Annotated in this window: 13 protein-coding genes and 2 pseudogenes; 9 read left to right on the top strand and 6 right to left on the bottom strand. The window is 65.8% G+C overall.

The features are described from left to right. Positions 1-69 precede the first annotated feature (69 nt). Entirely contained in the window at positions 70-903 is an 834-nt protein-coding gene (locus tag ACFE87_RS16790) for a helix-turn-helix domain-containing protein (RefSeq protein WP_375460797.1), read from the bottom strand. A 355-nt stretch (positions 904-1258) separates the two neighbouring features. On the opposite strand from ACFE87_RS16790, the gene ACFE87_RS16785 reads away from it, so the two are divergent. Both ACFE87_RS16785 and ACFE87_RS16780 read left to right on the top strand, forming a co-directional pair. Further along, on the top strand, positions 1259-1648 hold the full coding sequence (locus ACFE87_RS16785) for a nuclear transport factor 2 family protein (RefSeq protein WP_375460832.1): 390 nt from the start codon (positions 1259-1261) through the stop codon (positions 1646-1648). 474 nt (positions 1649-2122) lie between these two features. Then, positions 2123-3706, top strand: coding sequence for a Na+/H+ antiporter (locus tag ACFE87_RS16780; RefSeq protein WP_375460796.1), 1584 nt, complete (start codon positions 2123-2125; stop codon positions 3704-3706). Positions 3707-3771: 65 nt separating this feature from the next. Here ACFE87_RS16780 and ACFE87_RS16775 read toward each other — a convergent pair whose 3' ends face one another. Further along, the gene (locus tag ACFE87_RS16775) at positions 3772-4563 is read right to left on the bottom strand and encodes an alginate export family protein (RefSeq protein WP_375460831.1); all 792 of its coding nucleotides are present in this window, start codon (positions 4561-4563) and stop codon (positions 3772-3774) included. A gap of 212 nt (positions 4564-4775) precedes the next feature. On the opposite strand from ACFE87_RS16775, the gene ACFE87_RS16770 reads away from it, so the two are divergent. The 3 genes and pseudogenes from ACFE87_RS16770 to ACFE87_RS16760 all read left to right on the top strand — a co-directional run bounded on the left by ACFE87_RS16770 (position 4776) and on the right by ACFE87_RS16760 (position 6636). Then, positions 4776-5192, top strand: coding sequence for a DUF1761 domain-containing protein (locus tag ACFE87_RS16770; RefSeq protein WP_375460795.1), 417 nt, complete (start codon positions 4776-4778; stop codon positions 5190-5192). An 82-nt stretch (positions 5193-5274) separates the two neighbouring features. Continuing rightward, positions 5275-6014, top strand: a pseudogene (locus ACFE87_RS16765) (helix-turn-helix transcriptional regulator). Next, entirely contained in the window at positions 6001-6636 is a 636-nt protein-coding gene (locus ACFE87_RS16760) for a YdeI family protein (RefSeq protein ID WP_375460794.1), read from the top strand. The pseudogene ACFE87_RS16765 and the gene ACFE87_RS16760 overlap by 14 nt, the downstream one beginning before the upstream one ends. 221 nt (positions 6637-6857) lie before the next feature. Here the strand turns inward: ACFE87_RS16760 and ACFE87_RS16755 are convergent. Then, positions 6858-6992 (bottom strand): annotated as a pseudogene (locus ACFE87_RS16755) (integrase); the annotation flags it as partial. 64 nt (positions 6993-7056) lie between these two features. Here ACFE87_RS16755 and ACFE87_RS16750 point away from each other — a divergent pair. Together ACFE87_RS16750 and ACFE87_RS16745 are read left to right on the top strand one after the other, a co-directional pair. Next, positions 7057-7782, top strand: a complete 726-nt coding sequence (locus ACFE87_RS16750) for a thiamine pyrophosphate-dependent enzyme (protein ID WP_375460793.1) — start codon at positions 7057-7059, stop codon at positions 7780-7782. 237 nt (positions 7783-8019) lie between these two features. Then, entirely contained in the window at positions 8020-8421 is a 402-nt protein-coding gene (locus ACFE87_RS16745) for a DUF2391 family protein (RefSeq protein WP_375460792.1), read from the top strand. A 38-nt stretch (positions 8422-8459) separates the two neighbouring features. Here ACFE87_RS16745 and ACFE87_RS16740 read toward each other — a convergent pair whose 3' ends face one another. Further along, positions 8460-8681, bottom strand: a complete 222-nt coding sequence (locus tag ACFE87_RS16740) for a hypothetical protein (protein WP_375460791.1) — start codon at positions 8679-8681, stop codon at positions 8460-8462. Positions 8682-9109: 428 nt separating this feature from the next. Then, complete coding sequence (locus ACFE87_RS16735; RefSeq protein WP_375460790.1) at positions 9110-11632, bottom strand: TIR domain-containing protein; 2523 nt, start codon at positions 11630-11632, stop codon at positions 9110-9112. A gap of 346 nt (positions 11633-11978) precedes the next feature. Between ACFE87_RS16735 and ACFE87_RS16730 the strand changes: the two genes are divergently transcribed. Together ACFE87_RS16730 and ACFE87_RS16725 are read left to right on the top strand one after the other, a co-directional pair. Next, positions 11979-12293: a YARHG domain-containing protein gene (locus ACFE87_RS16730; protein WP_375460830.1), complete on the top strand. Its 315-nt coding sequence runs from the start codon at positions 11979-11981 to the stop codon at positions 12291-12293. A 14-nt stretch (positions 12294-12307) separates the two neighbouring features. Then, complete coding sequence (locus ACFE87_RS16725; protein WP_375460789.1) at positions 12308-12631, top strand: hypothetical protein; 324 nt, start codon at positions 12308-12310, stop codon at positions 12629-12631. 45 nt (positions 12632-12676) lie between these two features. On the opposite strand, the gene ACFE87_RS16720 is transcribed toward ACFE87_RS16725, so the two are convergent. After that, complete coding sequence (locus tag ACFE87_RS16720) at positions 12677-13036, bottom strand: substrate-binding domain-containing protein (RefSeq protein ID WP_375460829.1); 360 nt, start codon at positions 13034-13036, stop codon at positions 12677-12679. Positions 13037-13946: the final 910 nt, after the last annotated feature.

Here is a 13946-nt window from a genome sequence, read left to right as displayed (position 1 = left end):
ACGCGCCGACTGGTCCCACGAGCGGCTCCGAAAGCTGGCGCTCAGGCCACCCTTGCTCCACCGCCGCCATCAGGCAAGAGCGCCGGAGGTGGGCGCGGCGGCGGCCATGATGGCGGCGTGACGGGCTTCGGTCGCGTGGTCGGCCGGGAACATGCACTCGATCCGCAGTTCCTGCGCCGTGATCGTCTGCGGCGTGCCGACCGTGGATACGATCGAGAAGTAGTTCAGCACGAGCCCGTCCTTGACGAAGCCGAGCGGGATGACCGGTGTCGGGCCCACCGGACCGGATCGGTCCCAATCCGCCCTCACGTTCGGATAGCTCATCAAGGACGCAAGCAATTCCTTCGTCGGTTCGTCGATCACGCGCCCCACCGCCTCGCGACGGACGCGTTCGACGAGGGCTCGCGCGACCGAGTCCCAATCGTGAACGAAGGGGCGCATTCCCTCCGGATCGAAGATTAGGAGCAACATGTTGCGCGGCCCCTTGCGCGCCGACATATCGATGAATGAGCCGAAGAAGCGCGGCGCGGCGTCGTTGGCCATGACGACGTTCCAGTACCGGTCCATGACGATGGCCGGGTAGGGATCGTGCTGGCGGAGCATGCGCTGCAGCGCAGCGTTGAGGCTCCCCATCTCGGGGGCGTCCCAGGCGCTCTCGGCGTAGACCGGCGCGTACCCGGCCGCGAGGAGCAGCGCGTTGCGCTCGCGAAAGGGCACGTCCAGCGCCTGTGCGAGCTCCATCAGCGTTCGCCGGCCGGGAATGCTGCGGCCAGTCTCGACGAAGCTGATGTGCCGTTGCGAGATGCCGGACTCGAACGAGAGCTCGAGCTGGGTGCGTCCCCGCACTCCGCGCCAGCCGCGCAGAAGCACTCCCAACTCCTCGACGCGTTCTCGCTTCGACATTCCCGCGTCCGCCATGCTCGGCTCGGTCGATCAATCCGGGCGCCTGCCCTTCCAAAGTGCAGCGCCGCAACGGTCAGACAATCATGCCAGCCGGCCCTGTCAATGACCTCAGACGTAATTGCAGCAATGACCGTCTGCGACCAACAATGGCGGCGCTCCGGACAGAGGAGCCGAGGCGAGGTCGGCACCCAGTGCGGGCGCGACGGACGCTCGCGGACCGGTAAACTGCATGAGCATGTCGAGATTGGACCGGCGGAGCCTCCTGATGGGGGTCACGGCCACGGTGGCGCTTCCCTCCACCTTCGCCGCATCGGCCAAGCCCAAAACCACCACTCTTCACATCGAGGAAAACAACATGACGACCATGACATTCGTGAAAGTTGATCCGCCAGAATGGCTTCTGACCTTCTGGAAGGAGATCGACGACAAGACCTGGGGCAAGGGCTTCGATTGCTTCGCCGAGGACGCCACCTGCCGGCTCGGCGTTGCCGAGTGGAACGGTCGCGAAGCTATCCGGGACAACCTGCGCAAATTCATCGATACGGGCTTCACGGCGCACCACGACGTGACCGAATATTGGGATGGCGGCGATCTGAAAGTGTTTCGGGGAATTGTCACCATGACGCCTGACGATCCAAGCAAGCCGGTCGTCAGGCCTGTGATGACCCACTTCTTCTACATGGATCGTGTCGATCGGTTGAAGGTCCGTAGCTGGGTTGGGTCAGTAGGTCCCGTCGCTTTCTGAGCGGGGGCCCGGGCAAGTCGTCCCTGGCACGAAGCGGGGGAGCACACGCGTGCTCAGCACCTTGACCGAGATCGCCGGCTTCGCACGGCGCAGCTGAAGCAGCGACGCAGCTCTCTCTGTTGAGGGCTGCGGTAAGTCCCATATTCGTGTCGGGCATCACCAGTTCGGCGCATGTCCGCTCGGAGGAGCACGGAGCCGGCCCTCAACGACCGACAGGGGCGCGAAGCCGTCGGGGCGTGTCCTGGCCGACAGCGGAATGACCACTTCGGGGCTCCGCGGCGGTGAAGCAGACGTAGCAATCGGGTCCGTTTCGACCCGCAAAGGCCCTCTTGTTGTGCCCGCCGCGCTGTCCGGTCCTTACAACCCGACGAAGTGCGATAACGCTCTCGGATTCAAGGACTCTGAGCTCTCGCATTGACGCCGCCCTGACCCTGAGAGACAGCTCGGCGGCTCCTTTCAGAAGCTTGGCACGGTATGCATCCGGTTGAGACCTTCGAACTGATCATCGGCATGTTCGTGGCGGTGCTGGTGCTTCAGTATGCGGCCGCCCGCCTCAGGCTCCCGCCCGCGGTCGCTCTTCTCGTCGGGGGCGGCGCACTGGCCTTCGTTCCCGGCCTGCCGCCGGTCAAGCTCGACCCCGAACTGGTTCTGGTGATTTTTCTTCCGCCGCTCCTCATGGACGGCGCCTGGTTCACCGCCCTGGCGCCGTTTCGTCGTCATCTCCTCGGAATCACGTCCCTCGCGGTCGGCGCGGTGCTGTTCACCGCCTTCGTCGTGGCGTTCGTCGCAAAGCAAGTCATGCTGGATCTGCCCTGGGCAGCATGCGTCGTACTCGGAGCCATCGTGTCGCCCCCCGATGCTGTTTCGGCCCGTGCCATCCTGCAACGGGTCAAGCTGCCTCGCCGGCTGAGTACGCTGCTCGAAGGCGAAAGCCTCCTGAACGATGCCACCGGGCTCGTGCTCTTTCGCTTCGCGGTGGCGGCCGTTCTCACCGGAACCTTCAGCATCGGCGAAGCGGTCGGAACGTTCGCGGTCCTGGTCGGCGGCGGCCTGCTGGTCGGCGGTGCAATCGGAGCCGTTTGGGCTCTGCTCCTGCGCCGGCTTCGTGACGACTACCTGATGATCGCCGCTTCCGTGCTGGTCTGCTGGGTCAGCTATCTCGCAGCCGAGGCTGTGCACGTGTCCGGTGTGGTTGCCACTGTGACGGCGGGCCTCGTCTGTGGCTGGTACCAGCACGTCATTCTCACGGCGAGTGTCCGGCTCCGCAGCGTTGCGTTCTGGCAGGTGTTGATCTTCCTTCTCGAAGCCGCCGTGTTCATCCTGATCGGCTTGTCGTTGCGCGATCTGATCGACCGGGTCGGAGGTATTGGCGTGGTCATCGGTGACTTCGCCTGGCCGGTGGCCGCCGTTGTCGCCACGATGACGATCGCCCGCTTCGCGTGGATATTCGGGGCGGACGCGCTTCTCGCCATCTTGGGCCGGAGAGGCTGGCGCGGCGTCCAGCCGCTGGGAGCACCGGCCGCGAGCGTGATGAGCTGGGCGGGCATGCGCGGCGTCGTGACTCTCGCTGCGGCGCTCAGCGTTCCGGAGAAGATGCCGGGACGGGACTTGATGCTGGTCACAGCCTTTGCGGCCATCCTGGTGACCGTTCTCGTTCAAGGCACCACTCTCGGACAAGTGATCCGCTGGGCAGGCCTGCGCGAAGACGAGCGCGCCAGGCCGCCGCTCGACCTCTTCGCGGCAGAGGCCGCCATGCTCCAGGCGCAGTACGCCGCGGTCGAGCGCGAAGCCATCGGACCGGATGGCTCGCTCCTGCATCCGCGCCTGCTCGACAGCTACCGGCGCCGCGCGACGATCTCGGCGGAGTTCCCCGGAACCGACGAAGAGCGGGACGAAAGCATCGCCGCCCATTTCGACGTGGTCCTGTCCGCCGTAGCTGCCGGGCGCGCCGAACTCGTCCGCCTTCACCGCGCCCGGCAGATCGACGACGAAACGCTGCACGACCTCGAGCGCCATCTCGACCTTGAAGAACTGGCGGCCATCGCTGCCAAGGGCTGACCGGGGGTCGTCCCGTCCGGTGTGACAGCGTCAGGGACGATGCGGCGCGTGGGCGACGGCGTCGCTCAGCTCCGGTTCCGGTCACTCGGACGAGCATGGCACGCCGCGATCGCGCGTGCTTTTGCGAAGGTGAACGGCGCGAGCGGCGCGTCCCGGAACGTGTAGCGCGTGTCCGTCGCGACCGACCAGGCCAGTATATCGCCCCCGCGGAAGCGGCCGAACTGCAGCATCGCCTCGTGGTTCCAGCTCCAGTTTCCGGAGCGTCCGAACAGGCGTGTCCCGAGCGTGTGCCGGTCCTCGGTCCCGGTTCCGGCGTCGAAGCGCGCCGCCGCGCGGTGGTAGCCGATCCAGTACAGATCGAGCCTCGATCCTGGGCCGATCTCGGGAAGCTGGCGCGTCGCGTAGAGGCCGTAGGCTCGCCGCCCACCATCGGTGCGGTCATCGAAGCCGTGCAGGTTGTTCTCGACCGGCCGAATTAAGAAGGCGTCTGCTTTCCAATCGCTGGCGTCCAGGCGGGCAAGGCCGCCGTCGAAGGCGAGCGGCACGTTGGGTCCGAGGCGGAGCCCGATCAGCCGCTCGGACCCATAGGCCATGAGCTGGCGTCCGCCCTGGAACGTGACTGTGGTTCCGCCATCGTTCGGCAGCCGCCAAGCCGCGAAGCCCTGGAGGAGGTCGGCGCCGGTCTCGTCAACCGGGCCCTTCGTCAGGCGGCTTCGGTCCGCCCAGGCCCCGACGAACTGGCCGAACAGGCGGAGGTCGGGCCCGAGGTGGAGACTCGCATATCCGGGCAGAGCTCGCAGAGCGAACTCCCGACGCAAGCTCTCCCGCGATCGCCAAGTGCATTGGCGCTCACGAATGTATGTCTGCCTCGGGGGGCTTGCCGGCTAACGCATGAGCTTCCGGAATGGGCGCGAGGCTGACGTCACCGATGTAATCGAAAATATGCCAGCACCGGGCAAGGCTGCTGACACCACGGTGGCAGCAGACCTCGCGTAAATCATCTCCACACCGCTCGACGAGCCGCGTCCAGAAGCCCGCCGTCGACTACCCCTAAGGTGGAGTGAAAGCTATGATTGAAGCATTCTCGCAGGTGAACTGGCCAGCCGTGATAGTCGCCAGCATCGCTCATTTCGCGCTCGGCGGGGTCTGGTTTATGGCGCTGTTTGGTAAACAGTACGCCCTGGCACTCGGTATCGCCGACCGGGCGCCGCAGAAGCCGGGGCTGCTGTTCATCGTCGGCCCGTTTGTCTGCAGTGCTCTGAACATCGCCACGACCGCCTTGCTGCTTCGGGCGCTTGGCATCGCGAACTATGGCGACGCTCTTCTGCTGGGTCTCGTGGTAGGAGTCGGCTATCTGGTTGCCATGACCGTCAACATCGCGATCAATCCGCTCTTCCCGCGACCCTTCCAATACGCCCTCATAAACGCGCCGATGTTCGTTATCGGTAGCCTGATGTCGTGCGTCATCCTTGTCGCGATGTCGTAACGCCTACCGCGGGCCACGTTGTGGCGGACGGCGCAGAGATAGACAGCTGTCCGCCCTCCCCATGCTCCGAGGAACTGAGCCGATGCGCAGGGCCGACCGCCTCTTTGAGATCATCCAGGTCCTGCGCCGGGCATCGCGTCCGCTGACCGCTGACGTGATCGCCAACGAGCTCGAGACTAGCAAGCGCACCATTTACCGCGACATCGGCGCCTTGATGGCCCAGCGGGTGCCGATCAGGGCGAGGCTGGGATCGGCTACGTTCTGGAGAAGGGCTTCGATCTTCCGCCGCTGATGCTGACGGTCGACGAGGTCGAGGCGGTCGCGCTGGGCTGTCAGTGGGTCGTCGCGCATGCCGATGTTGATCTGGCCCGAGCCGCCCTCGACGTCCTCGCTAAGGTTGCCGCGATCGTGCCGGAGGACCTTCGCCCGATCATCGACGATCCGGTTGTCGGAACGCCGCCGCGAGACCGGTCCGACGATGAGCGGATCGACATGGCGAAGCTGCGCGAGTGGTGCCGGACCGGGCGGAAGCTCGCGGTCCGCTACGTCGACGAGACGGGCACCGCGACAGACCGAACCGTGCGACCCTTCCTGATCGGATATGTCGCGACGGTGCGGGCCGTCATTGCCTGGTGCGAGCTGCGGCAGGATTTCCGCATCTTTCGAACCGATCGGATCGAGACTGTGGACTTTATCGCCGAGCGCTATCGCGAGCACCCGGTGCTGCTGCGCCGGCGGTGGTTGGCGAAGATGCGTGACATGGGCGTCACGAACGAGCTGCACATGTCGCAGATTGTGGAGGTAAGGAATGATCGGCCCTGAACTGCGCCTAGGCCTGCCAATCCTGAGCTTCCTGATGGCAGCCGACCTCGAAGCATGGCTGGCGGCGCAGCCCCGTACCTCGCCCGGCATGTGGATCAAGCTTGCGAAAAAGGGATCGGGACTCGTCAGCGTAACGAAAAGCGAGGCAGTCGACGCGGCGCTCTGCCATGGCTGGATCGATGGGCAGCAGCATCCGTACGACGAATCGCGGTGGTTGACACGGCTCACACCGAGGCGCTCCGCCAGCATCTGGTCGCAGGTAAATCGCAGCCGGGCTCTCGAACTTGTCGCGGGGGGTCGAATGACGCTCGCGGGACTGGCGGAAATCGAAGCCGCGCGGGCGGACGGACGATGGGGCCGGGCCTACGCGCCAGCACGCACCGCCGAGCCGCCGATCGACCTCAACGTAGCCCTCAATGCCTCGCCCGCGGCGTCCGCCGCCTTCAGTACCCTACTTGCCGCAGAGCGCTACGCTATCCTGCACCGCCTCGCCAATCTGAAAACGACGGCCGGGCGAGCGCGTCGCATCGCAGCGGAAATCGTCCTGCTAAAGAACGCGAAACCTGGATCGCTCGGCGACAAGCCGGCAGTGAGGACGAGAAGGCGAGCAGCCTCAGCCTGAGGGCCATTTCAGGACCTTAAGCACCAATTACAAGGATCGCGAGCCTCATGCACGGCTTGACCTGCATCCACGAACCCGAGACTGCCACAGCAGCGTTGGCGTCTCTGAGCGGGAGTGTCCGCTTCGAGGAAGCGGCAAACCGGCGCTGAACTACCGCCATGGGCGCAGCCCTGCCCATGTATCTGGTGGGCTCGTCGGATGCAGCGTCGACGAGCCCTGCTTCAGATCTCCGTGCCTTCCGCCAGCGCGAGCGCGTCCTCAACGTCACCGCCAAGGTAGCGCACTGTGCTCTCGATCTTCGTGTGCCCCAGCAGGATCTGAACAGCGCGCAAGTTGCCGGTTTGCTTGTAGATGATCAATCGGAGCTGGCGCGAGACGGTGGAAGAGAACGCCGCCGCCTCTTGGGAGGGGGCGCGCGGCATGGCGATGGCTGAAGCCGACCCGATCAACCCGCAACGCGTCGCCTACGAGCTCTCCGAACGCCTGCCGGACAACAGCATCGTCACCGCCGACAGCGGCACGACCTCGGTCTGGTACGCGCGCGATCTCAAGTTCCGGCGGGGGATGATGGGGTCGGTGTCGGGCACGCTCGCCACCATGGGCTGCTCGATCCCTTACGCGATCGCGGCGAAGTTCGCCCACCCGGGGAGGCCGGTGATTGCGCTCGTGGGCGACGGAGCCATGCAGATGAACGGCATGGCCGAGCTGATCACGGCCGCCAAGTACTGGAAGCGATGGACCGATCCCCGCCTTGTCGTGATGGTCCTCAACAACCGCGACCTCGCCTACGTGACCTGGGAGGAGCGGGTGCAACTGGGCGATCCGAAGTGGGAGGCGAGTCAGGCCTTGCCCGATGTTCCCTACGCCGAGTTCGCGAAGCTGATCGGCCTCGGCGGCCGCCGGGTCGAGACCCCGGAGGAGGTCGGGGCGGCCTGGGACGAGGCACTCTCGGCCGACCGCCCCTTCGTGCTCGACATGGTGACGGACCCGAACGTGCCGCCACTGCCGCCGCACATCACGCTGAAGCAGGCCCGCCACTTCATGGGCGCCATGCTGGCCGGGGAGCCGGAGCTCGGCAGCGTCCTGGCCAGCACCGCTCGCGAGATGATCGGGGCGGTCCTGCCGGGTTCGGGCAAGAGCAAGTGACGGGAAGCGGCGGGACCGCCGGCCATGAGACGAGGACACAGACGAGCGCGGACTACGCCCGTGGTCTCTGCCGCGCCTTCCGTGGGGCCGTCATTTTCGGCGTCCCCCTCCTGATGACACAGGAGATGTGGTCGCTTGGTTCCACGATCGACCGCGGCCGCCTGCTGCTGTTCATGGCCGTCGACCTCGCCGTGCTCGGGCCTGTCCTACTTCGCCGGGTTCGAGAAGACCTTCCGGTTGCGCGACGACCTCATGGATGCCCTGGCAGCTTTCGCCGTGGGTGTGATCACCTCGACCGTGACGATGCTGCTCTTCGCTGTTCTAGCGCCGGAGATGTCGTGGAACGAGATCATCGGCAAGATCGCACTCCAGAGCGTGCCAGCCTCCATCGGCGCCATGCTGGGCAGCAAGCAGCTCGGCGGCGACGAGGTTTCCGGGTCCGACGAGGCGGAGAAGCGGGAGGCGAGCTACGCGGGTGAGCTCTTCCTCATGCTGGTCGGGGCCCTGCGTCTGCCTTCTTCAGCGCCCCCTGCGCATCGAGCCAGGCGAGGACGGCGTAGAGGTGTGCCTGCCTTGTCCCGAACCAACGGGCGAACTCGGTCCAACGCACCGCGACGAACTCGTCAGGTCCCTCGGTGAACCGAATGCGTACGTGCTCCCCCTGTCGCGCCTCCTGTTTAGGGGAAAGGTCGCCCTTCCGCAGCCGGCTCGTGCAGAATCGCCTTGGACTCCTCCAGCGTGGCGTCCCGCAGGCGGCTGATCTTCAGGCCGTCGCGGAAGCAGTTCGCAACGGCGCGGCGGACGTTAAGGTCACGCCAGGGACGCCGCAGAAGCTCGAAAATTATCGCGAGCCGCAAGCCCGCGTAGATGACCCCGTAGTTCCGAGCTGCGTGATCCACGGCCCCGTCGGCGTCCTTGACGGTTGCTACGCACCTCCTTGAAGGCGACGGGGTGATCAAAGCCAGGCGGGGTCGTATCACCGTGCTCGACCGCGCCAAGCTCGAACAGCTCGCGGGTAGAGACTATGGCAGGCCGGAGGCCGAGTACGAGAAGCTGATCCAGACGGATGGGAGAAGCAGTAGCCGACTCAACGGCGAGGTACCGACCGTCGGTCCGACTGCGCTGCGCATTTCATAGGCCCAACGCCCTGGAGGAGTTCGAGACCAGGGCAGCCCGATTGCAGCGGATCGAACATGTAACAGTATGCAGTTAAGAAACCGTGTTGCGGAACGCGGCCAAAGCGCGAACAGCGCAGCGAGGAATAGGTAAATGGTTAAAACATGCGGTTGACCTATCAAGCCTCTGCACGCGTTCTTGAACGATCTGCTCATAGCTTTTGCAATTCGGCTCGAATAAGATCCGGCCAGGTTCTTTGATCTTCGGACATCTGGCCCTTGCTCTCCAATCTGGTCAAGATCACTAGTGCTTCGCTGAGGAATTTGCGTTTGCGGTCGGGATCGGTGACGGCGGACGCGATCTTGAAAAGGCTCACAATCAGGTCCGTTTGCCACAAGGTGTTGTCGGAATCGCGCCGGGTCAGCGCGCGACGAACATCAAGGCCCTCCTGATAGGCCGCGAGGGCGCCAGGCACGTCGCCGGCCCTGAGCTTGAGGTCGCCGATCCTGTCGAGGCTGATGGCGAGGTCGCGCTGCCACTGGGTGTTGTCGGGATCGCGCCGGGCCAAGGCGCGGCGGATGTCGAAGGCCTCCTGGTAGGCCGCGAGGGCGCGGGGCGCGTCATCGGCCCTGAGCTTGAGGCCGCCGATCTTGAGGAGGCGAACGGAGAGGTCGCGCTGCCATTCGATGTTGTCGGGATCGCGCCGGGCCAGGGCGCGGGCGATGTTGAGGCCCTCCTGGTAGGCCGCGAGGGCGCCGGGCGCGTCGCCGGCCCCGAGTTTCGCGTCGCCGATCCTTTCGAGGCTGAAGGCGAGGTCGCGCTGCCACTGGGTGTTGTCGGGATCGCGCCGGGCCAGGGCGCGGCGGATGTCGAGGGCCTCCTGATGCGCCGCGAGGGCGCCGGGCGCGTCGCCGGCTCTAAGCCTGAGGTCGCCAGCTCTGTCGAGGCTGGCGGAGACGTCGCTCTGCCGCTGAGTGTTGTCGGGATCGCGCCGGGCCAAGGCGCGGCGGATGTCGAGGGCCTCCTGGTAGGCCGCGAGGGCGCCGGAGGTGTCGCCGGCATTGAGCTTGAGGTCGCCGATCTTGTTCAGGCTCATGGTAAGGTCGCGCTGCCACAGGGCGCTGTCGGAATCGCGCCGGGTCAGGGCGCGGGAGATATCGAGGCTCTCCTGATAGGCGGCGAGGGCGCCGGGCGCGTCGCCGGTCCTGAGCTTCAGGTCGCCGATCCTGTTGAGGCTGATAGAGAGGTCGCTCTGCCACTGGATGTTGTCGGGATTGCGCCGGACCAGCTCGCGGCGGATGTAGAGGCCCAATTGATCGAACGCGAGGGCGCCAGCCGCGTCGCCGGCTCTGAGCTTCAGGCCGCCGATCTTGTCGAGGCTGATGGCGAGGTCGCGCAGCCCTTGGGTGTTGTCGGGATCGCGCCGGATCAGGGAGCGGCGGAGTTCGACGCCCTCCTGATAGGCCGCGAGGGCGCCAGCCGCGTCGCCGGCTCTGAGCTTGAGGTCGCCGATCCTGTCGAGGCTGAAGGCAAGGTCGCGCTGCCACAGGGTGTTGTCAGGATCGCGCCGGGCCAGGGCGCGGATGATGTCGAGAGCCTCTTGGTAGGCCGCGACGGCGCCGGGCGCGTCGCCAGCCGCGAGGTACGTGTCTCCGAACTCGTTCAGCATCACGGAGCGGCTGCGTTGAAGATCGGCATCGCCTGGTGCGGCTCGGGTGAGGCGGCCCATGGCGGCCTCTACCCGTGTCAGCACCGTCCGCAGAACTGAAATGCGGATGCCGTCGACGCTCCGGAGTCCCTGCGCCAGGTCGAAGATGACGTTATCGATCGTATCCTTGGCGATGGCGAAGTTGCGCCGTGCGACGTCGCGCTGCTCTTGCGCCTCCCGTTCGCGTTGCAGGGCGAGCGCGGTTTGTCGTTCAGCGATGACCCGCTGCGCGATCGCCTCCGTTCGCTGCGCGATCGCCTCTTGGCGCTGCACGTAGGCGAGGGCCGCGAGCCCGAGGGCGAGGATCAAACCGAAGACGAGTGCACCGAGAAGGCCGTTGCGCCACTTACGAGCGGCGCTGCGGCTCCTGGCGATGAGATCGCGCGTGTCCTGCGTCGGCAGCGGCGCGTTGGCTGGGCGGTGCGCGATCCAGTGCTCGGCCACTCGAAGTCGCGTCGCCCCCAGGAGGAGGCCACGTGGCCGGCTCGCCTGGTTCCATTCCTCGGCGGTCCGGCCGAGATCCGCGTGGGTCCGCATCCAGGCGAGGTCGGTGCGGATCGCTCCGACCAGCCTGTCGATCTGCGCGTCGTAGGTGTCCTCGTCGCAGAGAAAGACATAGTTCAACTCGCTCAGCGCCTTCGGGACGCTCCGGTCGTCGATCTGGCGGGCGACGACCGGAATGAAGCGCTTGCCGAGACGCTGCCCGAACTCCACCTCCGAGGCGCAGATCTTGGAGCTGATCGAGTCGGGCGAGAGCACGAAGACGATGCTCTCGGCCCGCGTAATCAGGTCCTCAAGCCGCTTGTGCCAGGGCTCGCCTATCTCGATCGCGGCGCGGTCGACAAGCGTCTTGACGCCCCGCGCCCGAAGGTCGGCATCGAGCCGATCGAGGAAGGCTATGTCCCGGCGGCTGTAGGAGATGAAGACAGTCGCTTCACCATCCTCCGCTCCAGCGGGTTCGATCACCCCTGCGGGCTTCTCCAGTGCTTTGGCGCCGCTGGGCTGGCTCAGGGTCGTCTGAAACATGCACACACCTGGCCAGCCCCATTGGCGTTTTCCGGGTTGAACGGTAGTGGATTGTCGCCCTGAGCGCGACGGCTGGAATGGGCGGCGGAGCTGACTCGCATGACTCAGCTCAGCCGTGAATCCCGCCTCGAATCGAAAACAGGTGAAGGTGCTCTAGCGGCACGAACGCAATACCGGTTAAGGCTTCATGGCTGGTTCGCGGAGGATGCCGAGCGCTTGGCTGGCTTCTACAGGCGCCTGGAGATCGAGGGGTTCGCCGCACCTGTGCCAGACGTTGCCGCCCCGACCACGCGAACCTGACGGTCACAGGACAGGAGGCGAGATGAGGTTTCGATTGTGCTTGAGTGTGTTGGTGCTGACCTGGTGGGCCGTCTTCGGCCCAGCATCTGCTGGGTGCTACGACGTGTTCGGCTGCAGCAACCAGTCATACTTCCGTCCCGCCGATCTCCGGAGAGGCCCGAACTGCGAGTTCCTCTGGACGATGCGCAACGAGATCTACAAGGAAAACGGCTACTGTTTTCGGACGCAAAGGGCGATCAGCGCCTTCGGCAACGAAGGCTGCCGGTTTTCCGATATCGGCGCCGTCCCGCTGAACCGGATCGAGCGCGCCAACGTCGCGACGATCGCCGGGGTCGAGCGGGAGAAGGGATGCCCGCGATGAGAGGACGGATGCCGATGAGATCAGCCGCCCTAGTCGCTTTCGCCGCCCTGCTGCTTGGAGCGGGCACGGCCGAAGCGAAACCGGCGCAATGCGAGACGACGGACGAAGGCCGCTACCCGTGCGACTTCCAGGCGACGGACCGCAAGGGCAGCTTCCGGACCACGGCGCGGGGCAAGCCCACCTACACGCTGTTGGTCGACGAGCCGGGCGACGCCTTCGCGTCCGCCTCCTTCTCGGGGGGACGAAACGTGCCGCTGCCCGGCCGCTACCTGCAGGACCGCAACGACCGCGCCTGCTGGGTCAGCAACGCCACCGGCACCCGGATCTGCGCCCGGTGAAACCTCGTCGGGCTTGAGTGTGTGATGAGGGAAGCCACTAAGGCCTCAGCAGGGTATGTAGTCGCCGGACGGGTCGGCTTTCGGCGTCGAAGTTCCGAGCTTCACGCCCGGATCGAGCATCCGGCCGAGCAGGGTGGCTGTCGTGACGTCCAGACCGGGGCGAGCCAGAGCGCACAGGCGATTACGCGCGAACAGGACAGTCGGGCCAGCCTTGCCCGACGCGGCGAGCGAGCCCGGATGCTGCATGTTGGCCGAGGCGAAAACCTCCGCCTTTGCGCCGCCAGCGATTTCCTCACGCAAAAGGCCGGACGGGCCGAACTTCGCCGCGACGGTCCCGCCCTCGCGCGCCTCGAATGCCCGAACGACCTCGGTCAAGGCAGCCCGGAGACTGCCGGCCGCGTGCAGATGGACAGGCTCGGACGCCTGCCCCTCGTGAGGTCGCGAGGGCCAAACCGATCGCGGTCGCGATCCAGGTCGCCCGGCTCATGACCGTCCCGCCCCTTGGGCGTTCGGGAAGAAGAGCTGCTGGCCTTCGATCTTGTAGTCGCCGATTCAGCCGCTTCACCAGATTGCCCTTCAGGCCGCCGTACTCCGGCAGGTTGCCGCCGCCGGGGACCCCATCGCGTTCGGACCTCGTCGTTCAGCGGCGACGTCGAGACGAGATCGGCCGAAAGCGGGTCCGCGAAGCTTTTCGTCTCCGGGCTCGAGATCGTTCAGACAACCGCGAACGAGCATCGGAGCCGGTGATAGGGGCAGGCGCGGGATCGTGAGCCGTACAGGGCGGGTGGCCCGTGGGCTGTCGCGGTTGCCTGAACCCGAGCCGTTAAAAAGCGGCCCGCCCGCTTCCGCAAGCTCCCACGCACGGCAACGGGTCGACACGTTGCAGCCGAAACGAAATGAGCGCCGCCTGAAATGGCGGAGTGACATAGCTGCCTGAAAAGAAGTCCTCTCTAAAGGAGGACATCGTGCTTTCCAGCTTTCTCAATGCCTTTGAACGTGCACGCCTACCCATCTGAATAGAGCCGAACTGTTCAGTTTGTCCGCACAACGCTGAAGGACATCGGTCTCACTCGCTTCGATCTTCACCACGCGATGGTTCGCGCTCCGACCCCGGCGACCATGCCCGCGACCGGCATGCGTCGGGGACAGCGTGCGTTCGCCTTCCTGGCGCTGACGGGTTCGCTTGCACGAGCAGGCCCACATCGAGTTCGCAGGAGGCGCAAGCGTCGATGTGACGGGTCTGGAGGATCTTGGGCGTTTCGCTAGAGCGGTTTCAGCTTACTCCGGTTCGTATCCAGCGGCTCTGAAGTAGTTG

It is taken from the genome of uncultured Enterovirga sp. (assembly GCF_964242715.1).
Lineage (GTDB): Bacteria > Pseudomonadota > Alphaproteobacteria > Rhizobiales > Beijerinckiaceae > Enterovirga.
The sequence above is the reverse complement of the archived record's forward strand: the minus strand, read 5'-3'. Positions and strand labels throughout refer to the sequence as shown.